Here is a 23,223-nt window from a genome sequence, read left to right as displayed (position 1 = left end):
CAAGGATGGCGGCAGCGGTGGGGGCGGTGGAGGTCACGGCGGTGGCGGTGGCGGTGGCTCCGGTGGTGGCGGTCACGGTGCCGGCGGCCATGGAGGAGAGGGTGGCGATCATGGTGCTGCAGGCCATGACGGTGACGGTCATGGTGGTCCGGGGCGCGGCGACGCTGACCATGGTGGTGTAGCCGGGAACAAAGGCCCGGGCAATGCCCATGACAACGATGCCGCCGATGCAGCCAGGGACGCTGCCAGAGCTGATGCCAATGCAGCCCGGGACACGGCCAGAGCGACTGCGGATGCAGCCCGTGATGCGGCAAAAGCCACTGCCGATGCCGCACGGGATGCCGCCAGGGCTGAAGCAGATGCCGCCCGGGATGCCGCAAGAGCGGCTGGCGTTCCGCGCGCAGAAGCGGATGCAGCCAGAGACGCTGCCCGGGCCACTGCAGATGCAGCGAGGGACGCCGCCAAGGCTGAAGCGGATGCCGCCAGGGATGCTGCCCGGGCTACCGCGGATGCAGCCAGGGACGCCGCCAAAGCCGAGGCGAACGCAGCCAGAGAAGCTGCCAAAGTTGAGGCGAAAGATGTCCGAGAGGATATGGCGGACGCCCCGGATGCCCCGGACGAACCGGATTTCGACGCGGTTGAGGTAGAGAACTAGACCTGCACGTTCGGCAATGAACACGGCAGGCATACCGTAGAAAACGTCCCGGGAGCTTGAGGGACGAATCGGCAAAGAGTCGCAAACCCCGAAGCATCGTGGGGTTTGCGACTTTGTTTCGGCTATCGAGCCAAGGCGAACATTTCTACAATCAGATCGACCGCTGATTCACGCGCTGACTCAGTTCCTGCGCGGACTCTTTGCGTTCCGAGTAGCGGTCAACCAGATCGGGGCGATCCCGTAGCAGCAGGGTAAATTTCACCAGTTCCTCCATGACGTCCACCACCCTGTCGTACAGCGACGAGGGTTTCATGCGATTGGTGTTGTCAAACTCCAGAAAAGCCTTTGGCACGGAGGATTGATTGGGGATGGTGAACATGCGCATCCAGCGCCCCAGCACACGAAGCTGATTCACCACATTGAAGGACTGGGAACCGCCGCAGACTTGCATGACCGCGAGGGTTTTCCCTTGGGTTGGGCGAACGGCCCCCAACGCCAACGGCACCCAGTCGATTTGCGCCTTGAACACCGCAGACATGGAGCCGTGGCGCTCCGGCGAGCACCAGACCTGTCCTTCGGACCATTGCATCAGTTCGAGCAGCTCCTGGACTTTCGGGTGATCGGAGGGCGCATCGTCCGGTAGCGGCAGGCCTGATGGGTTGAAGATCCGTGTCTCGGCACCGAAGTGTTCGAGCAACCGGGCTGCTTCCTCGACCAGCAGGCGACTGAACGACCGCGCACGAGTCGAACCGTATAGCAACAGGATGCGCGGTTTGTGCTGGTCGTCGCGCCCACTGTCGATGGGCTGGGTCAGTGATGTGTCGAGATTGGGCAGGGGATGAGTCATGGGGGCTCCGGTCATAGCGTGCCGATGCGGTCGAGTTCCCGCTTCAGCGCATCGCGGTCGAGTTGTGCAAAAGGCAGGTCGAGGAATGCCCGGCAGCGCGTTTCGATGCGCGCCAGGGTCGAGTGGAACGCCGCCGATACCGTCGCGTCATCCCCCTTTATGTCCGATGGGTCTTCCAGGCCCCAGTGAGCTTTCAGCGCCGGCCCGAAGTACACGGGGCACGCCTCACCAGCGGCCTTGTCGCAGACCGTGATGACGATGTCCGGCGGGTTGCCTTCGAAAGCCTCATTGCCTTTGCTGCTCAAGCCGTCGATGGCGATGCCGGCTTCTTGCAACGTGCTCAGGCTGCGGGGCAGCACCTGTCCCTTGGGGAAGCTGCCGGCACTGATCGCCTCAAAACCTTGCGGGGCGAGATGGTTGAACATGGCTTCGGACAGGATGCTGCGACAGCTATTGGCGGTACACATAAACAGAACGCGCATGGTGATTCCTCTTTGCAGTCGCACAGGGCTAAACGCTCAGGCGCAGGGCCAGGGCAGACAAGGTGATGAACAGAATCGGCAGCGTCAGGACCACGCCGACCTTGAAGTAGTAACCCCAGGTAATGCGGATGCCCTTGCGCTCCAGCACATGTAGCCAGAGCAAGGTGGCAAGACTGCCGATGGGGGTGATTTTGGGACCGAGGTCAGAACCGATGACATTGGCGTAGATCATGGCTTCACGCACCACACCGGTGGCGTCACTGGCCTGAATCGACAGGGCACCCACCAGCACCGTGGGCATGTTGTTCATGCCCGATGACAGCAACGCCGTGAGCAGGCCAGTGCCCAGCGCGGCGCCCCAGATGCCGAATTCGGCCATGTGGTTCAGTGCCATGGTCATGTAGGTGGTCAGTCCGGCGTTTTTCAGCCCGTACACCACCAGGTACATGCCCAGCGAAAAGATCACGACCTGCCAGGGCGCCTCGCGCAGCACCCGTCGCGTTGAAATCACATGCCCACGTGCAGCCACGGCGAACAGCATCGCGGCACAGACCGCTGCAATGGCACTGATGGGAATGCCCAAGGGTTCCAGTGCAAACAGCCCGATCAGCAACAGAGCCAGGACAATCCAGCCGACGCGGAAGGTCAGGGGATCACGCACGGCGCGTCGCGGGTCCATCACGTCATCGAGAGAGTAGTGCCTGGGGATGTCACGCCGGAAAAACCAGTACAGCACCACGAGCGTGGTCGCCACGGCAACGAAATTGACCGGCACCATGATGGCGGCGTACTCGCTGAAGCCCAGGTCGAAGTAGTCGGCCGAAACGATGTTGACGAGGTTGGACACCACCAGGGGCAGGCTCGCCGTGTCGGCAATGAAACCGGCCGCCATGACGAACGCCAGGGTAGACGCTGGCGAAAAACGCAGTGCGAGCAGTATTGAAACAACGATGGGGGTCAGGATCAGGGCTGCACCGTCGTTGGCAAACAGCGCGGATACGCCGGCCCCCAGCAGAATCGTGAAAACGAACAGGCGCCGCCCGTCACCCTTGGCCCAGCGCGCCACATGCAATGCCGCCCACTGGAAAAACCCGGCCTCATCGAGCAGCAGACTGATGATGATGAGCGAGATGAAGGTTGCGGTGGCGTTCCAGACAATGGCCCACACCAGTGGAATATCGTCCAGTGTCACGACGCCTGCCAGCAGGGCCAGGATGGCTCCCAGGGAGGCGCTCCAACCGACGCCCAGGCCCTTGGGTTGCCAGATGACCAACACCATGGTGAACAGGAAAATGATAAACGCAGTAAACATGCGGAGTCTCGATGAGTGAAGGGTCAGCAGCAGGCGGAAGTGTTGAGTGGACGGTCGCCCATCGCGGCAAGGCGAGTGCTGTCGTCCGCAAGCCAGTCGGCGTTTGCCAGCAAGGTTGTCTCGAGAACGTCGCGAACCCACGCGGGCAGATCGGGATTGAGCCGGTAATACACCCACTGCCCCTGGCGACGGTCGAGAAGCAGGCCGCAGCCGCGAAGCTGGGCAAGGTGGCGGGAAACTTTGGGCTGACTGTCGTCCAGGGCGCAGACCAGCTCACACACGCATAACTCGCCTTCACGAGTGATGAGCAAAGTGGCCCGGGCGCGGGTTTCGTCGGACAGACATTTGAATACGGCAGCAGGATTGAGCATTGGCGTGGCTCGATACATATGGTTATTCGAATATACGATTTTCCATATGTGTTGTGCAAGCCGCTCGGGCTCGCGAAGGGAAGGCTCGGCCCGAACAGGTTGTTCAGGTATGAGATAGACTCGAGCCCATTCGGCACAAGACACAGGAGAGGCGGTGAATGGAATCATTTAGCGTACGCGAGCTGAAAATGACTGACGCTCAAGCGTTGCTGGCTTTCGAAATCCAGAACCGTGAATGGTTCGAATCCCATATCGATGCGCGCGCCCCTGCTTTTTACTCGTTGCAGGGTGTCGCCGATCATATCGAAAGCTATTTGTCCGATTTCGCCATCGGCGCCTGGCACCCCTTTGTCATCGAGGATTCCAGTCGGAGAATCGTCGGTCGAGCCAATCTGAAAAGCATCGACTCATCGACGGGTTCTGCCGAAGTCGGCTATCGGATCGATCAACGCGTGTGCGGGCAGGGGCTGGCAACACGGGCGCTGAGGCACCTGATCCAGGAGGCCCGGATACGTTGGGGACTTGCGCAACTGGTTGCGTATGCCTTCAGGGAGAACGCCGGCTCCAGAAAAGTCCTGGATCGGTGCGGATTCAAGCTTGAGCAACTCTCCTGCAACGACAACACGGGGGGCGAAGATCGATTCGTCCTGTCGATCAGATGATGCTTGCGCAACTGTCGCAGCATCATTTCACGGCGTTGTTCAGGGATCATCGGTGCGGCGATATCGGCGGCGATGTCATTTTGGCTAAACATTCGGGCACCAAAGTGATCCTTGATTGAGCGAACACAAAAAATCCCGAAAACATTTCTGTTTCCAGGATTTTTCATTGTTTCGATGCGGTGATGCTATTTGCTCTCGATTTTCCCTTAGACACCAACTGCCAGAGGGAACAATCCCAGCAGCAGGCAGGCGAGCAAGATCAGGAAGCTCAGCGCGAACGCCCATTTCATTGTGTATTTCTGGTGGTCGCTGAATTCCACACCTGCCAAGCCACAGAGCAGGTAGGTCGAGGCCACGAGAGGGCTGAGCAAGTGGACCGGTTGACCCACCAGTGAAGCCCGTCCAATTTCTGCCGCGGAGATGCCATAGGCCGCTGCAGCTTTGGCAAGCACTGGCAGCACACCATAGTAGAAGGCGTCATTGGACATGAAGAAGGTGCCCGGAATACTCGCCAACGCGGTGATTGGCGCCATGTACGGACCCCAGGTCGCCGGTAACATTGCCAGGAAGCTCGCTGACATCGCATTGACCATGCCCGTACCGGACAGAATACCTGCCAGGATGCCGGCTGCCAGGAAGATCGCGATCTGGTTCAAAGCCGTTGGAGCGTGCGCGGAAATACGACGGCGCTGATCGTTCATGTGCGGGTAGTTGATCACCAGCGCAATGGAGAACGCGACCATGAACAAAATGGACAGTGGCAGTATTTCCACCACCAGGCCGGCCATCAAGGCGATCGTCAGGCCAGCGTTCAGCCAGAACAGTTTTGGGCGACGCAGTTCGGCATTCTCGTCTGACATGGATGGCAGACCTTCGTCGTCAGCCTCATCCTCAAAGACGGTGGCGGCAGCACCCAGCGATAAGCGCAGTGTGCCCAAGCGTTGACGCTCGCGAATACCGATGAAGTAAGCCAGTGCAAGAACACCCAGGAAGCCCACCACCATAACCGGGATAAGCGGGATAAACAGTTCGGCAGTATCGACTTGCAAGGACGCTGCAGCACGTGCCAGAGGACCGCCCCACGGCAACAGATTGGTGACGCTCGCCGCAAGAATCACTACACAGGTGAGTGACAGTGGTTCGAGTCGCAGGCGCTTGAACAGAGGCAGCATCGCGGTGACGGTAATCATGTACGTTGTGGAACCGTCGCCGTCCAGCGATACCATCCCTGCCAGCAGTGTTGCAAACACGACGGCCTTCATCGGGTCGCCATTGATCAGCTTGATGAACTTACGAATGACCGGATCGAACAGACCGGTATCGAACATCACGCCAAAGTAGAGGATCGCGAACATCACCATGACCGCGGTTGGAGCTACCTTTTTCAGACCCTCGATCATCATGCCGCCCATGTCCGGGCCAAAACCCGCCAGCAGAGCGAATACGATAGGGACTATTGTCATCGCTACCAACGGTGACAACCGCTTGGTCATGATCAGTGCCATGAAGGTCACGATCATGCCGTAGCCGAGTATTGAGAGCATTTGTATCACCTTGACGTAAAGTACAATTGTTTTTATGGGATCTGCGCAAAAAGCGCATCAAGGTTCCCGCTGCATTTTTGGTCTGATCCAGCGGGTTGCCGCTGAGTCTCACACGAGTATCAACTCATGTGAAGACCGCCATTTAGCGAGAAGTCAGCACCGTTCGCATACCCAGCCTCATCGGAGGCAAGCCAGGCACATACGGCGGCGATTTCCTCAGGCGTTCCAAGGCGCCGAGTCGGAATGTCCTGGATTATGCGATCCATGACGTCGGCGGTAGTAACAGACTTGAGTTTGGGAGTGGCAATGTAACCAGGGGATACGGTATTCACTGTGACGCCACGGGATCCCACTTCTCGTGCCAGAGCACGGGTGAAACCCCGGATTGCAGACTTGGCGGTGGAGTAGTTGACCTGACCCACTTGGCCCAACTGGGCGTTGACGGAAGAGATGTTGATGACCCGTCCCCAGCCTCTTTCAGTCATGCCATCGATAACCTGTTTGGTTACGTTGAACAGAGAGTTGAGGTTGGTGTCGATGACGGTTGTCCAGTCGTTGGGCTGCATTTCCTGAAAGACAACGTTGCGAGCGGTGCCTGCGTTGTTGATCAGGACATCGACTGGCCCGACATTTTTCTTGATCTGCTCAAAGGCTTGGCGGCAAGAGTCCCAATCAGCAACGCTTCCTTCAGAGGCGATGAAGTTAAAGCCAAGCTCCTTTTGCTGAGCGAGCCAAGTGTCTTTCAATGGGGAATCGGGACCGCATCCTGCGACAACGGTAAATCCGTCTCGGGCGAGTCGCTGGCAAACTGCTGTGCCCAGGTTTCCCATGCCAGCAGTAACAAAGGCGATCTTCTTGGTCATGCGTTAACTCCTTTTGTGTTTTTTGTGGGGAGTATTGCGTGCAACCTTCAAGGGCTACTGGCCCTAATAAACTCCACTCGAAATTGTTTTGCAAGGTAACGCAGTACAATTTCTTCAAAAAGAAACGATTTCTTACCAACGGTCATGTTCATGCGGGTTGGGTTTCATGATCCTCCATAGATCTTCGAGCCCGTCGAACGTGGAGGCGCGAGGGCGATACTCGCATCCCACCCAGCCTTGATAGGCATGGTCTTCAAGCATGGAGAGCAGTTTTGGAAAATCGACATTGCCAGTACCAGGTTCATTCCGGCCCGGGAAGTCGGCCACTTGGACATGACTAACGCGCGGCCACCATTGATTTAGCTTTCGCAGACAATCCTCGCCCAGAAGCTCCGTGTGGTAGGTGTCCAAGATCAGGCCGAGGTTGGGAAGGGCCTCAAGCATTTCCTCTGCAAAGTCGAAGCGGCTCATCAGGTAGCCCGGAACCTCAGTTGAGCTGATCACTTCAATCAAGGGTTCAATGCCTTCGCCAGACAAGAACTCGGCCGCGTACTGCAGGTTACGTCGATAAATACCGCTGTCGGCAATCACCCCAAGCTCAGCAAGCGACACACCAGACATCAGGTGCACCATTTTGCAGTCGAGCACCTTTGCGTATTGAACGGCTTGGTTCACTTCTGCCAGGAAATCCTGCTTTGAGCGACAAATGCCAGTGGTGCCTTTTGTTACTCCTGATGGCGCGGCAAATTGCACCATCTGCAGCTGATGCTCATTGAGAAGCTCCGCAATGTGCGTCGCTTCGTATTCATAGGGCGAGGGGAACTCGACCGCTCGAAATCCTGATTTCGCGGCCGCAGCAAACCGCTCTAGAAATGGCAATTCCGTAAATTGGAATCCAATGTGTGCGTTTAATCTGGTCATGCCTTACTCCGAGATTTTTCGACCTGCATCAAGCGTTCAAAAGGTTACGAAGTTTCAACACTGCGCTATCTGGCGTGGTCAGCACTGAAAGGCCGCTCGCTTGGCTTGCCAATTGCGCTGCGCTGGTCATGGAAAACTGCGCGAAACACAGCAGTTCGCTGCTCGTAGGCGCGCGAGCCGAATCAACAATCAAAGCGTCATGACGATCTGTGTTTCCCATGCGCAGTTCGTCAAACGCTTCAGGGCAGACCCGTGTATCGAGTTCAATCTCTACGCCGAGTTGCCGCGCATAGCTTTCAAACTCCTCAGTCATCGATGTAATGGCTGGTTTGAAGGTCGCAAGGATAGTGATCCTTTGGGTGCGTTGAATGGCCTCCTCGATCATGGCTTCGTTCGGTTTGAGCACAGGGATGCTCAACGAGCGCTTGCACAGATCAATGGCGTCACCAAAAGCGGAGCACGTAAACAAGATCGCATCAGCCCCTGACTCCGCCGCATAGGTAGCCAGTTTCAAAAAACGTTCATTCAATGCTGGAGTGAGTTCACCGGCTTCCGCCAAGTCGCTGGAAAGCGAGTCTTCCAACAGATTTGCGAGCTTGGCCTCGGGCCAGAGCCGAGTGAAAGCTTCAGTGATGGGGGCGATTGCCACCGGCGTTGCATGAATCAAATAGATACGTGGTGCGGTCATGACGTATTCCTGGTTTGTAGTAGATCAAGTTGATGGACGGTGAAGCCTTGGCATTTCGGTGGCGTGTTGATGCGCATCAGGTGTGTTATTTTTCTTTCAAGTCCCGGATTTGGGTGTCATGGCTCCATCCCAGACCTTTGCATCGAATCCATCCTCCTCTGATAACCGGTTTCCATGAATTCAGCAGAATTGACTCCTCCACAACCATTGGCGGGCGAACAATCCAAAATGAAGCCCAAGATAAAAAAAGACCTTGCGGAGCAGTTGGCTCCCAAGATCATCGATATGGCGAGAGCCAGGTCGATGCGCGCCGGTGATCCGCTGCGCGAGGAGTCTTTTGCCAAAGAGTTGGGGGTCTCCCGTTCGCCGATTCGACGTGGTTTCGCTTTGTTGGCTGAGTTGGGCCTCGCGACCAAGGAACCGAATCGGGGCTATTTCCTGACGGCTGACGCGCGAGGAATCGACAGTCGTAAGCTCCCCTTGGAAGTCGACCCTTTTGAAGATTTCTATCTGCGTGTCGTCGATGACGTTCTTCGTGGCGACATCCCAACGACTTTTTTTGAAGCCGAGTTGATGCGCAAATATGAGGTGCCTAGAGGGCAACTCATGAAGGTCCTGAACCGGTTGGCCAATGAGGCGATGATTGAGCGCAAGCCTGGGCAGGGGTGGGAGATCAATAGTTTTCTGCATGACTCCAAGGCCCATATTCAAAGCTACCGTTTTCGTATGGCTATTGAACCGGCTGCCGTGCTCGAACCTGGCTACGAGGTGGATAAGGCCGCGTTTGCCAAAGCTCGTGAGACCCAGCAAAAAATGCTGGATGGAGACATTTTTAACCTGTCGCGATCTCAGCTGTTTCAGATAGGTGCACAGCTTCACGAACTGGTGGTCCGTTGTTCGGGCAACGCTTTTTTTCTCGAAGCTATCCGCCGGCAAAACCAGTTGCGTCGATTCATGGCCTACAAGGCCAACGTGGACCGGCCTCGCTTGATCAACCAGTGTAAAGAGCACATCCATCTTCTAGATCTCATCGAAAGTGGGCAGCGAGAAGCGGCTGCGGAGTTCCTGCGCAATCACCTCGATGTCGTCGGGCGGCAGAAAACCGACAAAGAGGCCAAGGATGAACTGGAATACCAGCGCAGCCTTGAGATCTCGGTGGTCAGCTAAGCCGCGGCTCGTTCAGCAGCACCACCCCATCGTCATCACCGTATAGCTGGTCGCCATCTGCGATGGTGTGCCCGGCGAATTCCACCGCTATACCAATCTGGCCCTCGTTGCGTTTGACGGTCTTTCGCGGTGATGTGCCCAGTGCCTTAATGGCAATCGGCATGTCGCGCAGAGCCGCCTTGTCGCGGATGTAACCGTAGATCAGTACGCCGGCCCAGCCGTTCCTCACCAAGTCCTCAGCGATCACATCGCCAAACAGTGCGTACCGATCACTACCCCCACCATCCACGACCAACACTCTGCCTTGACCCGGCAAACTGCTTATTTCTTTGATCCTTGAATTGTCCTCAAAGCATTTGAGGGTGAAAGCACGGCCCTCGAAATCATTTTTCCCGCCAAAGTCCCTGAACACTGGGGCCAGAACCCGAATGGTGTCCGGGTATTGGTCGCACAAATCAGATGTTTTAACTGTCATGGAGTGAGTCTCCTGGCTCGATTGATGGATGACCGTTGAGCGAAAAGATTGCACAAACTGAATATTCATGCAATAAAATGCAATCTGTCGAAGGCGATAACGACACTGCTCCAGGAAATGTCAGGACGAACGGGAGCAAATGGTTAAGGATTTCGCCTCGCCAATATTGTACTTTGTATTTACGATGTACATAAATGGAGCGGTTTTTAAACAGACCTGCTTCAAAAAATTCAGCTCAAACAATAAGCAAGGGGTGTGCGATGCGTATTTTGGTTCTTCCTGGTGATGGTATCGGTCCGGAAATCGTTGAATCTTCGATGTCGGTCCTGCAAGCAGCCAACAAAAAATTCGATCTGGACCTGAGCTTCGATTACGAGGATGTAGGTTTCACGAGCCTGGATAAATATGGCACCACCTTGCGTGATGAAGTGCTGGAAAAGGCCAAGGGCTACGACGGCATCATTCTCGGCACCCAATCGCACGCCGACTATCCAGTGCCTGAAAAGGGCGGTCGTAACGTTTCCGCCGGTTTCCGCATTGGCCTGGATCTCTATGCCAACGTACGTCCTGCCCGTACTCGTCCGTTCCTGACTTCGAACATGAAGGAAGGCAAGACGATGGATCTGGTCATCATGCGCGAAGCGACTGAAGGCTTTTATCCGGACCGCAACATGAGTCGCGGCTGGGGCGAAGTGATGCCGACCCCTGATATGGCTTTATCCACGCGTAAAATCACTCGTCATTGCAGTGAGCGAATTGCCCGCCGAGCGTTCGAGTTGGCTATGAAGCGTGACAAGAAGGTCACTGCCATTCACAAAGCCAACAGCTTCCATATGACTGATGGCCTGTTCCTGGAGTGCGTCCGTGATGTGGCAAAGGACTTCCCAGAAGTGGCTCTGGACGATCTGCTGGTCGATGCGTCGACTGCCCACCTGGTGCGCAGCCCTGAGCGTTTCGACGTGCTGGTCGCTACGAACTTCTACGGCGACATCATCAGTGACCTTGCCAGTGAACTGTCGGGCAGCCTGGGTCTCGCCGGCTCCATGATGGCCAGCGATATTCACTGTTGCGCCCAAGCACAACATGGCTCCGCGCCGGATATCGCAGGTCAGGACAAGGCCAACCCGGTCTCCATGATTCTCTCCGTCGGCATGTTGCTGCAATGGATGGGCGAGCTCCACAACAATGAAGCATTCATCAAAGCCGGCCTGGAAATGGACAAGGCCGTGGATGTCGTTCTGAAAGATCCTAAGCAACGCACCCCGGATCTGGGCGGTTCTAGCGGCACTAAAGCTTTTGGTGAGGCCGTCGCCAAGGTCATCCTGGGCTGATCCACACGGGCGGCATGAATGTCATGCCGCCCGTTGTTTGGAGTATTGCTGGATCAATAACAAGAGAATGCCTTTCTTCCTTGGGGTAACCGAGGGAAGGGCGCGAGGAGAGAACAGTGAGTCAATTACTACTCGGTTGCATCGCTGACGACTTTACCGGCGGTACTGATTTGGCCAGTACTTTGGTACGTGGCGGGATGCGAACGCTGCAAGTGATCGGTGTACCTGAAGGGCCCTTGCCAGAGGATATTGATGCTGTCGTTATTGCCCTGAAAAGCCGCACCGTCAGTCCCGAAGAGGCCGTTACTCAATCGCTTGAAGCGTTGGAGTGGCTGCGTACTGCGGGTTGCCAACAGTTTTTTTTCAAGTATTGCTCGACGTTCGATTCCACTTCTCGCGGGAACATCGGCCCTGTCGCCGACGCACTCGCTGATGCTTTGAACGTCTCGTTCGCTGTGGCTTGCCCTGCATTCCCGGAGAACAAACGCACGATTTTTAACGGTCATTTGTTTGTCGGTGATGTGTTGTTGAGCGAGTCCGGAATGCGCAATCATCCGTTGACGCCAATGACTGATTCCAATCTGGTTCGAGTGCTGCAACAGCAGACGCTCAAGCCAGTTGGGCTCGTTGCGCATTCGGTCGTAACCAAGGGCGCGCAAGCCATTTCAACAGCCTTCAGTAACCTTGAGGCGCAGGGGCAGGGTTACGCCATTGTCGACGCGATCGACGACGAGGATCTGTATGCGATCGGTGGGGCCGTTGCTGACCATAAACTCGTTACCGGCGGTTCTGGCGTTGCGCTAGGTCTACCTGAAAACTTCCGTCGTGCAGGTTTGCTCGGCAAATCCGAGACCGCTTCGGCACTACCCGCCATTGAAGGCTTGGGCGCGGTGGTTTCCGGCAGTTGTTCAGTGGCGACCAATAGCCAGGTCGAGCACTGGCAAAAGAGTCGTCCGAGTTTCTCCCTTGACCCGCTGCTCCTGGCGAATGGTCATGATCAGGTAGCCGAAGCACTCGCCTGGGCGAAAGACTTGATTCAGCAAGGGCCGATTCTGATTTACGGCAGTGCGCAGCCAGAGACGGTAAAGCTTGCACAGCAGAAGCTCGGTGTTGAAGCCGCAGGGCAGATCGTTGAAGACGCGCTATCCGCCGTAGCTGTTGGCCTATATGAAATGGGCGTTCGTAAACTCGTGGTGGCCGGTGGCGAAACGTCGGGTGCAGTGGTCAAGGCACTTAAGGTCAAGGCGCTGAGAATCGGCGCGACAATTGATCCCGGTGTGCCTTGGACGCTTGGCTTGCGGGACGACCCGGTTGCCTTGGCACTTAAGTCCGGCAATTTCGGAACAGTAGACTTCTTCGAGAAGGCATTGGCCAATGCGCCATGATCTGCTCAGCCTGGAAATCTTCATGGCAGTGGCGGAGCAGCGGAACCTGACAAAGGCTTCGCAACTCTGCCACTTGGCGACGTCCGCGGTCAGTAAACGGATCAGCGAGCTTGAGGAGAAAGTCGGCTCACCTCTGTTTGTTCGCTACCCCCGCGGAATGGAGCTGACTCCGGCAGGGCAGTCGCTTCGTCATTACGCGTTGCAGGTGAATGAAACCCTCCAGAAGATGGATCAGGAGCTGAGTGAATATGGCGCTGGGATCAAAGGCCATGTTCGTTTGCACGCCATTACATCCGCGTTAGCACAACAGCTGAGCCTGGACATCGGGACGTTCCTGGAAACGTACCCCGATATCAAGTTCGACATCGAGGAGCGCGTCGGTGCCGCAATTGTACGAGCCGTCTCGGATGGGCGTGCGGATGTCGGCATCATCGCGCAGCAGACGCCGTCCCTTGGGTTGGAAACACTGGCCTATCGCGTGGACGAGTTGGTGATTGCTGTCCCAGATCACCATCCCTTGGCGGGGCAGGCGCAAGCCAGTTTTGAGCAGGCGTTGCTCTATGAATTCATTGGTCCTCATGTGGAAAGCTCGGTGCACCTGCTACTGACTGAACAAGCCCAATTATTAGGGAAGGCAGTCAGGCAGCGGGTTCGCGTTTCCAGTTTTGAGTGCATGTGCCGGATGGTTTCGACCAATCTGGGTATCTGCATTTTGCCTCGCGATGTGTTGCGCCCTTACCTGCGTCCCTTTCAACTACAAGCTGTGACTCTGGCTGAGCCCTGGGCCAAGCGTCAGTTGCAGATCGTTGCTCGACGATTTGAGGCTCTACCACCTACTGCCCGTGCGTTCGTCGCACACTTGACCGCGTAACAGGCGCTGTTCAATCACCTGTTCACTCTTGAGATGAGTACATGTTTATTTACGTCGGCTGTCGTACCACTCGTGAAAGAAATGCTCGCGGTAATGGGATCAACGTCTACAGCGTCGACTCGCAAACGGGGCAGCTGTCTCACGTGCAACTCGTTGATGGCTTGGTCAATCCGTCTTTCCTGGCCATCAGCAAACAACAGAATTTCCTGTATTGCGTCCATGGCGATACAGATCAAGCCAGTGCATTTAGCATCAGCGCCGACGGCACGCTGACCTATCTCAATAGCCAGAACACCCATGGTCACAATCCCGCTCATCTGGCGATTTCACCGGACGGTGGTTTCCTGGTGGTGAGCAATCATTACAGCGGTTCAGTGGTTGTGCTGCCAATACTCGCTTCGGGTGAGCTGGGCGAACTCTGTGATCAAGTGCTGACCGAGGGGCCAATCGGACCCCATCGAGTGGAACAGAAAGGCCCGAAGCCTCATTTCAATCCATTCGATCCCAGTGGAAAGTTAGTGGTCGTGCCGGACAAAGGGCTCGACCGGATTTTCACTTATCGTTTCGACTCGCAACTGGGCAAGCTGCTGCCGGCAGCTTGTCCGTTTGTGGCCACTCGCAAAGGGGCAGGGCCACGGCATGTTGCGTTTCATCCCGGATTGCCAGTGGTCTATTCGGTCAATGAACTGGATTCCACCGTTGGCACCTACCGCTTTAACAGCGAAAGCGGAGAGCTTCTGCCGCAGCAGGTGATCTCTGCGTTGCCTGATTCTTTTACCGGCGACAGCACCACCGCCGAGATCGAAGTCGATGGAGCTGGGCGATTCTTGTATGCCTCCAATAGAGGCAATGACAGCATCGCGATCTTCAGCATCGACTCGCAAACGGGTTGGCTGACGTTCGTGTCGGCGACGCCAACGAAAGGCCGCACGCCGCGATTTTTTGCGCTCTCACCCGACGGACAGTTCATGTACGTCGCCAATGAGGACAGCGATATGATCGTGGTTTTCAGTGTTGACCCAGCAACCGGAGGCTTGACCCCGACGGGTAACCTGATCGAGACCGGGAGCCCTGTGTGCATGGTCTTCGGTGGTCCGAGGACATGAAGACGTTTTTCACCTCAATGGGATTGTGGTGGGCGACACCGCTCGTTGGCATTGCCGGGGCTCTGATCGCCAGTTATTTGAATTGGCCTTTGCCATGGATTATTGGATCGATGTTGGCGGTGATCCTGGTGCGTTGCCTGGGCTGGCGCGTGGGAGAGATTCCCAATGGCCGTCTGACCGGACAGTGGATGATCGCGACTTCCATCGGCTTGCACTTCACGCCTGTGGTGCTGGAACAGATCCTGGGGCATTTCGCGATGATGCTGTTCGCGGCGTTTCTCACCCTGTTCCTTGCACTGCTCGGCGTAGAGTTTATGCGGCGTCGTGGAATGGATCTGACGACTGCATTCTTCGCGTTCATGCCCGCCAACTTTGCAGAAATGATTCAATCGGGAATCAGGCATAAGGCCGACGTCAGTCAGATCGCTGCGGCGCATAGTGTGCGTTTGGTCGTGATTGTTCTCTGCGTGCCGCCTGCGATGTTTTTCACCGCGAAAATCTCGCCGGCAGTGGTCCATGCTCGCTTGCCGAGTGATTGGTATTGGTTGCTACCGCTGCTGATCGGCGGAGCGCTGACGGCAATGATCTGGAAGCGGTACAAATTACCGAATCCCTGGATGTTCGGTCCGATGGCTTTGTGTGCTCTCTTCACGGCCAGTTTCAATCTTCAAACGGCATTGCCCGTGGAACTCAGTCATTACGGGCAGCTCATGATCGGTTGCGCACTCGGTGGTTACTTTGATCGCCAGTTCTTCAGAGCCTCGCCGACTTTCCTGCTCAAGGTTTCGTTGTTCAACTTGATCATGATTTTCTGCACCCTGGTTCTGGCACTTGGAATCGGATACTTACTGGGCTTTCCGGTATTGACCCTAGCATTGGGCATGATGCCGGGCAGTAGTACAGAGATGTATCTGACGGCCGAAGCCCTAAACCTAGGTGTCGGTATTGTCACGGCGATGCAAATTATGCGCTTGGTGGTGGTGATGCTATGTGCTGAACCCGTACACAAAGTCTGGCTGAAACGCCTTCGCCGCTGAGCGGGCAAGTGCGTTTCAAGCCACCATGGGCGATGTATTAATTGCCCTGCTAGGGGGCGACAGTGACGTCGCCCTGACCGCTGTCGACGAGAGCTTTGAGGACGAAACCGCTGGCTTTCTGTTCTTCCAGGAACGCTCTGACGTAAGCCGCGCCAGCGACGCACTCCACGGGAACGCCCATCGCTTGGCGAATCGAGGTGAAGTAACCGTCCAGCACGCGCAGTTCGTTGTTGGCCTCGGCAACTTTGAGCAGTGGCTGACGCACGCCCGCAGCTGCATCCAAGTCTTCGTCGAGAAATAGGTCTACCGCGGCGGCCGATGTCGGCGCACGGACGAGGGTCGCGTGCTGCTGCGTTCGGCTCAGGTACAAGTCATAAGCAGCACCCTTACCGACGGCGATTCGCACACCTGGTTGATCCAGATCTTCCATCTTGAAGAATCTGGAGCTGTTCTTGACCAGATAAGTGCCTTCGATGATCACGTACGGTTCGCTAAAAGCGACCTGAGCTTCACGCACGGGTTCGATGGCCAGGAAAGCAATATTCCATTGCTTGTTCGCCAATGCCTCGAACACCTTGCCGGCAGCGTCAAAGGTGATGAATTCAACAGGGACGCCCAGATGCTTGCCCAATTCCACGGCGAGGCTGACGGATACCCCTTGAGGTTGTCCTGTTTCGGTATTGCGCTGAGCTAGAACAGGGTTACCGAAGTTGATGGCTGCTCTGAGTACGCCAGTTGGGGCAAGATCGTTGAGGACTTCTGCGGTAGGGGTGGGCATACAGGTTCTCCAAGGGAAAATGTCATCGGCCCTGAGGGTAGGGAAGTGCGCAGGCCCTGACAATTTCAGGCTCGCCAAGGCTGCGTTCTCCGTGGACGAACGATGGCTTGCTCAACGCTCAATTTTACTCGAGCCTGCCTTTGGTTACGCTGGGTCCAACTGAACGACCGCACAGAGTCGTTTGCTCATGCACTCAACCGGTGAATGATAAGCCCATGATTTCAGCCATCGATGCACGCCATCAAAGTCACCTGCAAGTGGGCGACACCCGTTACGCCTACGTCGATCTGTACAAGATACTGACCCCGGACGAACTACTCGGTTTGCCCTATTCGATCCGTATCCTGCTGGAGAATGTGGCTCGTTGCTCACCTACGGCTCTGGACAATGTCATCGCGTGTATACGCGAGGACGCCCCCGCTTGCGAAGTGCCTTTTTATCCCAATAGGCTGATGTTTCACGATACAACGTGTCTGCCGGCGTTGGCTGACTTTGCCGGCATGCGTGACATGGTTGCTGAAATGGGTGGCGTACCGGAAACCATGAACCCGATGATTCCTGCGGTGCTGGTCATCGATCACTCGGTGATTGTCGAGCGCTACGCCGAGGCGGATGCCGTCGAGAAGAACCTCGACATCGATTACCGCCGGAACTCCGAACGTTATGAGTTCATCAAGTGGGCACAAAAGAGCCTGACCAATTTCAAGGTGGTGCCGCCGGGCACCGGGATCATCCACCAGGTCAACATGGAATCACTGGCCACCGTCGTTTGGGAAAGCCAGACGGCCGACGGCCAGCCGCTGCTGCATCCTGACGATATCGTAGCGACTGACAGCCACACGCCCATGATCAACGCCATCGGCGTGCTGGGCTGGGGCGTGGGAGGGCTGGAGGGGCAGGCTGCCATGCTGGGCGAGCCGGTGCCGATCAGCTTTCCTGAGGTCGTCGGCATTCGGTTGAGTAACGAACTGCGGCCCGGTGTGACAGCTACCGATCTGGCATTGCGCATCACTCAGATGCTGCGTGCGAAAGGCGTGGTGGGTAAGTTCGTTGAGTTCTGTGGACCCGGTCTGTCGAAGCTCAGTTGGGCGGCGCGGGGGACGCTGTCGAACATGGCCCCTGAGTATGGCGCCACGGTGGTGTTCTTCCCGTTCGATGACAGCACGATGGAATACATGCATTTGACGGGGCGTATCGACGACACCATTGCGCGCATTGAAACGTACCTTGAAGCGCAAGGTCTGTGGCGCCACGACTCATTGCCCGAGCCGCATTTTGATGACCTGATCGAGCTGGACCTTTCGGCAATCGAGCCAAGTGTTGCAGGCCCCCATCAGCCACACCAGTGGCGCAAACTGGCGGACGCCGCACCATCCTTTCGCCAGGATATTCTGGGTGAGCGGGAGGGCATCATTGCTCGCTCCTCGGATAGTGAAGCCGAATACTTCGAGCCTTCTTTTGGCCAGGCGTTGAGCCATGGCGCAATCTCTTTAGCGGCGATCACCAGTTGCACCAACACCGCGAATCCGAGCCAGATGATTCAGGCCGGATTGCTGGCACGCAACGCCCAGCGTCGCGGTTTGCGCAGCAAGCCTTGGGTCAAGACATCGTTGTCGCCTGGCTCGCGGGTGGTGGCGGACTACTTGGAAAAGGCCGACCTCTTAAGCGACTTCTCAGCCTTGGGTTTTGACTTGGCCGGGTTTGGTTGCATGACCTGCATCGGTAACTCCGGCAGCCTCGAAGAACACATGGAGCGTTTTTCGGATCAGGGCCTCAAAACCGTGGTCGTACTGTCCGGTAACCGTAACTTCGAAGGGCGCGTTAATCCTCGGGTGCAGGTCGGTTACTTGGCTTCGCCGGCGCTAGTCGTCGCCTACGCGTTGGCCGGCACCATTGACATGGATATTCAGACTGAGCCGTTGGGCCAGGATGCGGCAGGCAACGACGTGTATCTGCACGAGCTGATGCCGAGCGAAGAGCAGATTCAGGCACTGGTCAGCCAGACCGTTCGCCCGGACCTGTTCCGCAAGCGCAACGCCATGCTGTGGGACGGTACTCATCACTGGCAGGCACTGTCGGCCAGTGGCAGCGTGCAATTTCCCTGGGCGCCGAATTCGACTTATCTGCGTCGACCAATCTATCTGCAAAACGTCAAACCTCAGGCCTCCACTGAGTTGTCGATTCATGACGCGCGTGTGTTGATGGTACTTGGCGACAACGTCACCACCGACCACATCTCACCGGCCAGTGCGATTCCACTCGAAAGTCAGGCTGGACAGTGGTTGACCGAGCGCGGCGAAAACCCCAACGATCTCAATCAATATTCAACCCGCCGCAGCAATCACGAAGTGATGATGCGCGGTGCGTTTGTCAATCGAGCGGTGAAGAATCAGCTGTTGGAGCAACAGCCGGGAGAGGGCGGCTTTGCCACGGCGTTCGACGGTTCCATTCAGCGCGTCTACGACGCAGCACTGAGTTACGTCGTCAAAGAGGTGCCGCTGGTGATTTTCGCCGGATTCAATTACGGCGCGGGCTCCAGCCGTGACTGGGCCGCCAAGGCGCAAGCCACACTGGGCGTCAAAGCCGTCATCGCACAAAGTTTCGAGCGCATCCACCGAAGCAACCTGATCGGCATGGGTATCCTGCCCATTACCTTTGCAGCTGGTGCTGATGCTCCGAGCTTGCGGCTGAGCGGTAATGAATCGCTGGATTTCAGTGGCTTGGAGACGTTGCAGGTGGGGGCAAACTCAGTGAGCCTAACGATCAGTTGTGCTGACGGAAGCCAGACGTCGGTGTCGTTGACTCTGCAGCTGGATTCACAACAGGAAATTCTGTACTTGAAGCAGGGTGGGATCCTGCCTTACGTCGTGCGCAAGGTTGTGGCGCAAGCATAGTCTTAATCGATACGGGGCTTGTAGACCTGTTGCTGCCTGCCCCAGATCTAGCCCGAACAGCAAAGTACTGGCCAGCTTCCGCGCAGCGGCTCAGTCGCCGTTATTCGCTACACGGAATGTCGCTAGGGCTGATAGCAACTACCCCCACATAAACTGTTGTTCCATTGGTGCTTTAACAAACTGCATAACAGCGTAGTTGGCCGAAAGTGGCCTGTCGTTAAGGACTACTTTCAACCCAAAGCTGACGGTGGCGACAGGCAGAAATCGGCTGATTCTGTTAAAAAAGTCGACCATGGTTTTCGCAGCAGAAAACAACCCGACCTATTCGCCGCGATGGCTTTCCATGTCGGCAATGACCTGTGCAGATACGTCGAACACGAGGCGGTGGTTGTCGAACAGATCGTCCTGATCCGATACGAGATCGACGGCGACATGCCCGCAGTTGAACATCAGTAATAGTTGACCGCCGCCCGGCAGCGGGACGATACGAATAGCTTCGGCTTCACCTGTGGTCGAGATGATGGCTTTGGCGATAAGCAGACGGGTGTGTGAATCAATCGAAAGAGTAGGCATGGTAGCTACTCCGCTTTAGCGAGTATTTTTCAAGCGCCCCCACAAGTAGGATTAAATCGGCGCACCTTTGAGTGTAGCCCACGCGCACAGACTGCATAGAGGGATCAGGATCGGCGACCGGCAGAGAACGACCCATAGCTGACGGTGGCGCCAGGCAATAAACGGCCAAAGGCAGTCCGTCGTGGTGCCCAAAAAGCCGGAGTGACTCAAATTTCCTCAACCAGGGTATTCAAAGTCTCGCCGTGCTCAAACCACCTGCCGCAGCAGCGGTCACCACGTGGCACAACCTTCGGGATGAAACTACGCTGATGAAACACTGGTTTCCCTCCGATGGAGCTGGAAAATGGAAAGGATTTCTTCTACCGCTATCGTGTTCACCGTGCTCGTCGCGCTTTCCAATACAGTTTCCGCTGAAACCCGCTCTCATAAAGATGCTCGCACATTCGTAGCCCAGGCACAGATCGGCAGTAACCTCTCTACTCTTGCACTTTTGGCAGCGAAAAGAACGATCACCTACGCGATGATCGTCACAAAACTGGGAAGTGCAGATGCAAGCAGTGCCGTGTCTGACGAAATCAATGCATTGCTGCCGCAGTACCAGCCTAAGTGGGATGAGAACCTTGCTGCAGCCTATGAGAAGTCATTCTCTCAAGAAGAGTTGACATCACTCGTATCTGAAGGCCGCGCATCAAAATACGCGGGAAAAGTGAAAGAACAGCAATCCGAAATTGGTAGAGATATGCAGTCGAGTTCCGAACCAATTCTGATTGCTCTTGTTACCGAGGCGCTTAAGGCGACCCTGTCCAAATACATTCCGAAATAGACGGTAAAACAGGGCGGCCGGCATTGCGACCTCGAACGAAAACGCGCGCAAGACACAGGAGTCGTACATCAAGCTCGCCGGTTCAGTGGTGACCTGGGCTCCACCGAGGCACGACAAGCCCGTTAGAAAAACATCTGAGCAAAGGTATGTATGTGGTTGAGACGGACTTGAAAGAGTTCACTTCGCTAGCTGCTTCAGTGGCGAGCTGATTGGGCATTATGAGTAGCAAGGCGAACGACTAGTCATTGGCTCAATCGAACGCCTTGTCTTGGTCCTCAGTAGGGTTACCACTTAACAGAGAAGACCTGTCGTAGATCTTCAATAGCGTCTTCACCCAGTGACGCAGGTTTAGGATTGCTCATCATCCAAAGCTTTGCCGTTTCCTCAAGTTCTTCCAGCGCAAAGCTGGCTTTTGATACAGAGCTTTCCCAAACAACTGGGCCCAGCCGCTCCAGCATCACGCCCCGAACCTTGTTGGCCAATTGCGCCACTTGCCTGGCCACATCAGGAGAGCCGGGACGCTGATAGGCGATCAATGGGATGTGGCCAACCTTCATGATTTGGTAAGGGGTCAATGGTGGAAGGATGTCGTCGTTGGCCCAGACCCCTGCAAGTGTTAGAGCTACGAGCGAGGTCGAATGAGTGTGAACTACACCGTTGACTTCAGGGTTGCGGTCATACACCTGGCGATGCAATTCCAGGGTCTTCGACGGTTTGCTGCCCGAGACCCAAGTGCCGTCCTTGCCGACTTTTGCGATCTCTTCCGGCTTCAATCTTCCCAGGCAGGCGTCGGTGGGGGTGATCAACCAGCCATCGTCCAGGCGTGCGCTAATGTTGCCTGCGCTGCCCACGGTATAACCGCGTTCATAGAGGCTTTTTCCGACGATGCAGATTTCTTCGCGCAGTTGTTCTTCGGTACTCAACGTGTGCTCTCCTCGAGAAGTGATGTGAGGCCAGTGCTGAGGCCAGAAAGTGAAGGGGTGGTTTCGGCAGATTCTGATCGCAGTTTCAGGATCGGCGATTTGTGAGCAAAAGAGCCGCTCAAGTGTTGCTTCATCAAATGCGCGGCTTCCAGGTTATTGCCCTGTTCCACCAGCTCGATCATCCGAATGTGTTCGGCGCATTGTTTGTAGAGACGCTTGCGGTCGATCATCGAGCGGTACTCGATGAGCCGCCGCATGTTGTTCATCTGGACCAGAATCATGTGATAAAGCGGGTTGCCAGAGAGCTTGATGAACTCTTCGTGGAAGCGAATACCATTTTTCAAGAGGACGTCTGCCGGCAGGCTATCGATGCCACCGTTGAGCATGTCCTGCTGCTCTTTTTTAAGACGTTGGAGCTTGGCCAGGTCGTGCAGGTAAGTCGGCTCCAACAGTGCCGCTGGCTCGATCAGCGAGCGCACCTTGTAGATTTGCTCAAGGGTTTCCGGTGTCTTCGCCACATCCAGAAAACGCCAGCCATAACCAGGCTTTGGCTCAGCCCATCCTACTTTGGCGGCGCGATTGAGAATGTCGATGACCTGGGCTTTGGTCAGGTTATAGCGAGTGCGCAGAAACTGCTCCGTTACTTCACTCGGAATTGCGTTGTTCAACCAGTCTTCCGAGAGTCGGTAGTATTCATCCGGCTCTTCAAGAGGAAGTACCTCGTCTTGGATCTGCGATGGATCCTGTACTGATTCCAGTACGAAGAACCCGCGATTGGGCAGCTGCTCCAGAACACATTGTTCCGAGAGCAAGACCAGTGCTTCGCGCGCCGGAGAGCGAGAGACGTTGAATTCGTCGGCGACTTTTTGTGCGCTCAAGTGAGCGCCCAGCGATAGCTCACCGGTCTGGATTTTCTGCCGGATCTCGGCAGCGATTCGTTGTACGAGGGCGCTTGAGGCCATATCTGTGATCACTTACGAAATGGGGTGGCGACAAACACAAACCGGTTGAGCCGGAATGTGAGATCAAATGAGGCATACCTCAATTCGATCAGTTTTTGTCGCGCATGACTACTTTTTAGCGTGTCATTATGCAAAAAATTGCATGAGCGTATTTGTTACATCTTGAAGTGTTGAACCATTGAATTCAGCTCAAGGGCCAGTAAACCAAGGGATTGAGACGCACTAGTGGTTTGTTGCGAGCCTGTGGCTGATTGGACAGACAGGTCTCGGATGTTGAGCAAGTTTTGGTCGACCGAACGCGCAACATGGGCTTGTTCCTCAGTCGCCGTCGTGATCATCAAGTTTCGTTGGTTGATGTCGTCGTTGGCGGCCACGATTTCTGCCAATGCACTTTGGGTGGACTGGGCTAGTGAGAGGGTGAGGCGGGTATTTTCACTGCTGCTGAGCATGGTCGACACGGCAGTATCCGTGCCGTTCTGGATCCCGCTGATCATGTCTTCAATTTCTCGCGTGGACTGCGCGGTACGGTGAGCGAGCGCGCGGACTTCATCGG

At 56.0% G+C, this 23,223-nt stretch carries 24 protein-coding genes and 1 pseudogene; 9 read left to right on the top strand and 16 right to left on the bottom strand.

What is annotated here, in order from left to right; all coding sequences use genetic code 11:
* The 5 genes from KGB29_RS22910 to KGB29_RS22890 all read right to left on the bottom strand — a co-directional run.
* Window positions 1-679 (bottom strand): hypothetical protein (locus KGB29_RS22910; RefSeq protein ID WP_223616490.1); only part of this gene is annotated, 679 nt, incomplete at its 3' end.
* A 127-nt stretch (window positions 680-806) separates the two neighbouring features.
* Window positions 807-1,502 carry an arsenical resistance protein ArsH gene (gene arsH / locus KGB29_RS22905; RefSeq protein ID WP_150814839.1) on the bottom strand — a complete coding sequence of 232 codons (696 nt, stop codon included), beginning with the start codon at window positions 1,500-1,502 and terminating at the stop codon, window positions 807-809.
* 11 nt (window positions 1,503-1,513) lie between these two features.
* Window positions 1,514-1,984, bottom strand: coding sequence for an arsenate reductase ArsC (locus tag KGB29_RS22900; protein ID WP_150814838.1), 471 nt, complete (start codon window positions 1,982-1,984; stop codon window positions 1,514-1,516).
* Between the two features lie 28 nt (window positions 1,985-2,012).
* Window positions 2,013-3,296, bottom strand: a complete 1,284-nt coding sequence (locus KGB29_RS22895) for an arsenic transporter (protein ID WP_057715351.1) — start codon at window positions 3,294-3,296, stop codon at window positions 2,013-2,015.
* Window positions 3,297-3,319: 23 nt separating this feature from the next.
* A complete protein-coding gene (locus KGB29_RS22890) occupies window positions 3,320-3,667 on the bottom strand; it encodes a metalloregulator ArsR/SmtB family transcription factor (protein ID WP_150814837.1) in 348 nt (115 codons plus the stop codon).
* A gap of 158 nt (window positions 3,668-3,825) precedes the next feature.
* Here KGB29_RS22890 and KGB29_RS22885 point away from each other — a divergent pair, with 158 nt between their 5' ends.
* The gene (locus tag KGB29_RS22885) at window positions 3,826-4,329 is read left to right on the top strand and encodes a GNAT family N-acetyltransferase (protein WP_150814836.1); all 504 of its coding nucleotides are present in this window, start codon (window positions 3,826-3,828) and stop codon (window positions 4,327-4,329) included.
* On the opposite strand, the pseudogene KGB29_RS22880 reads toward KGB29_RS22885, so the two are convergent.
* The 5 genes and pseudogenes from KGB29_RS22880 to KGB29_RS22860 all read right to left on the bottom strand — a co-directional run.
* Window positions 4,320-4,421 (bottom strand): annotated as a pseudogene (locus KGB29_RS22880) (DeoR/GlpR transcriptional regulator); the annotation flags it as partial. The gene KGB29_RS22885 and the pseudogene KGB29_RS22880 overlap by 10 nt on opposite strands.
* 114 nt (window positions 4,422-4,535) lie before the next feature.
* Complete coding sequence (locus KGB29_RS22875) at window positions 4,536-5,873, bottom strand: CitMHS family transporter (protein WP_150814835.1); 1,338 nt, start codon at window positions 5,871-5,873, stop codon at window positions 4,536-4,538.
* A 119-nt stretch (window positions 5,874-5,992) separates the two neighbouring features.
* Window positions 5,993-6,736, bottom strand: a complete 744-nt coding sequence (phbB, locus tag KGB29_RS22870; protein WP_008017165.1) for an acetoacetyl-CoA reductase — start codon at window positions 6,734-6,736, stop codon at window positions 5,993-5,995.
* Between the two features lie 132 nt (window positions 6,737-6,868).
* Window positions 6,869-7,657 (bottom strand): hydroxypyruvate isomerase family protein, encoded by a 789-nt coding sequence (locus tag KGB29_RS22865; RefSeq protein WP_150814834.1) that lies wholly within the window; start codon window positions 7,655-7,657, stop codon window positions 6,869-6,871.
* A 28-nt stretch (window positions 7,658-7,685) separates the two neighbouring features.
* A complete protein-coding gene (locus KGB29_RS22860; RefSeq protein ID WP_150814833.1) occupies window positions 7,686-8,345 on the bottom strand; it encodes an aspartate/glutamate racemase family protein in 660 nt (219 codons plus the stop codon).
* A gap of 228 nt (window positions 8,346-8,573) precedes the next feature.
* On the opposite strand from KGB29_RS22860, the gene KGB29_RS22855 reads away from it, so the two are divergent.
* Complete coding sequence (locus KGB29_RS22855) at window positions 8,574-9,512, top strand: GntR family transcriptional regulator (RefSeq protein WP_043302255.1); 939 nt, start codon at window positions 8,574-8,576, stop codon at window positions 9,510-9,512.
* Here the strand turns inward: KGB29_RS22855 and rraA are convergent.
* The gene (gene rraA / locus KGB29_RS22850) at window positions 9,505-9,987 is read right to left on the bottom strand and encodes a ribonuclease E activity regulator RraA (protein ID WP_150814832.1); all 483 of its coding nucleotides are present in this window, start codon (window positions 9,985-9,987) and stop codon (window positions 9,505-9,507) included. The genes KGB29_RS22855 and rraA overlap by 8 nt on opposite strands.
* Window positions 9,988-10,181: 194 nt before the next feature.
* On the opposite strand from rraA, the gene KGB29_RS22845 reads away from it, so the two are divergent.
* From KGB29_RS22845 to KGB29_RS22825, 5 genes are all read left to right on the top strand, one after another.
* Window positions 10,182-11,318 (top strand): isocitrate/isopropylmalate dehydrogenase family protein, encoded by a 1,137-nt coding sequence (locus KGB29_RS22845; RefSeq protein ID WP_223507865.1) that lies wholly within the window; start codon window positions 10,182-10,184, stop codon window positions 11,316-11,318.
* Between the two features lie 116 nt (window positions 11,319-11,434).
* Entirely contained in the window at window positions 11,435-12,703 is a 1,269-nt protein-coding gene (otnK, locus tag KGB29_RS22840) for a 3-oxo-tetronate kinase (protein ID WP_150814831.1), read from the top strand.
* Window positions 12,693-13,574, top strand: a complete 882-nt coding sequence (locus KGB29_RS22835) for a LysR family transcriptional regulator (RefSeq protein WP_150814830.1) — start codon at window positions 12,693-12,695, stop codon at window positions 13,572-13,574. Before otnK ends, KGB29_RS22835 begins: the two co-directional genes overlap by 11 nt.
* A gap of 41 nt (window positions 13,575-13,615) precedes the next feature.
* The gene (locus KGB29_RS22830) at window positions 13,616-14,680 is read left to right on the top strand and encodes a lactonase family protein (RefSeq protein ID WP_150814829.1); all 1,065 of its coding nucleotides are present in this window, start codon (window positions 13,616-13,618) and stop codon (window positions 14,678-14,680) included.
* A complete protein-coding gene (locus KGB29_RS22825; RefSeq protein WP_150814828.1) occupies window positions 14,677-15,717 on the top strand; it encodes an AbrB family transcriptional regulator in 1,041 nt (346 codons plus the stop codon). Before KGB29_RS22830 ends, KGB29_RS22825 begins: the two co-directional genes overlap by 4 nt.
* A gap of 49 nt (window positions 15,718-15,766) precedes the next feature.
* On the opposite strand, the gene KGB29_RS22820 is transcribed toward KGB29_RS22825, so the two are convergent.
* Window positions 15,767-16,495, bottom strand: coding sequence for an ABC transporter substrate-binding protein (locus KGB29_RS22820; RefSeq protein WP_150814827.1), 729 nt, complete (start codon window positions 16,493-16,495; stop codon window positions 15,767-15,769).
* A 215-nt stretch (window positions 16,496-16,710) separates the two neighbouring features.
* Between KGB29_RS22820 and acnA the strand changes: the two genes are divergently transcribed.
* On the top strand, window positions 16,711-19,389 hold the full coding sequence (acnA, locus tag KGB29_RS22815; RefSeq protein WP_150814858.1) for an aconitate hydratase AcnA: 2,679 nt from the start codon (window positions 16,711-16,713) through the stop codon (window positions 19,387-19,389).
* Between the two features lie 321 nt (window positions 19,390-19,710).
* Here the strand turns inward: acnA and KGB29_RS22810 are convergent, their stop codons facing one another.
* The gene (locus tag KGB29_RS22810) at window positions 19,711-19,962 is read right to left on the bottom strand and encodes a hypothetical protein (RefSeq protein WP_150813717.1); all 252 of its coding nucleotides are present in this window, start codon (window positions 19,960-19,962) and stop codon (window positions 19,711-19,713) included.
* A gap of 343 nt (window positions 19,963-20,305) precedes the next feature.
* Here KGB29_RS22810 and KGB29_RS22805 point away from each other — a divergent pair, with 343 nt between their 5' ends.
* Window positions 20,306-20,785, top strand: coding sequence for a hypothetical protein (locus KGB29_RS22805; protein WP_150813716.1), 480 nt, complete (start codon window positions 20,306-20,308; stop codon window positions 20,783-20,785).
* Window positions 20,786-21,069: 284 nt separating this feature from the next.
* Here the strand turns inward: KGB29_RS22805 and KGB29_RS22800 are convergent, their stop codons facing one another.
* The 3 genes from KGB29_RS22800 to KGB29_RS22790 form a co-directional block, all read right to left on the bottom strand.
* Window positions 21,070-21,708 (bottom strand): aldolase, encoded by a 639-nt coding sequence (locus KGB29_RS22800; protein ID WP_150813715.1) that lies wholly within the window; start codon window positions 21,706-21,708, stop codon window positions 21,070-21,072.
* Window positions 21,705-22,670: a GntR family transcriptional regulator gene (locus KGB29_RS22795; RefSeq protein ID WP_150813714.1), complete on the bottom strand. Its 966-nt coding sequence runs from the start codon at window positions 22,668-22,670 to the stop codon at window positions 21,705-21,707. The genes KGB29_RS22800 and KGB29_RS22795 overlap by 4 nt, the downstream gene beginning before the upstream one ends.
* A gap of 155 nt (window positions 22,671-22,825) precedes the next feature.
* Window positions 22,826-23,223, bottom strand: a 398-nt coding sequence (locus KGB29_RS22790) for a methyl-accepting chemotaxis protein (RefSeq protein WP_223616489.1), incomplete at its 5' end; no start/stop codon positions are given.

This window comes from Pseudomonas sp. BF-B-30, assembly GCF_019956305.1.
In the GTDB taxonomy this organism is placed as follows: domain Bacteria; phylum Pseudomonadota; class Gammaproteobacteria; order Pseudomonadales; family Pseudomonadaceae; genus Aquipseudomonas; species Aquipseudomonas jessenii.
The sequence above is the reverse complement of the archived record's forward strand: the minus strand, read 5'-3'. Positions and strand labels throughout refer to the sequence as shown.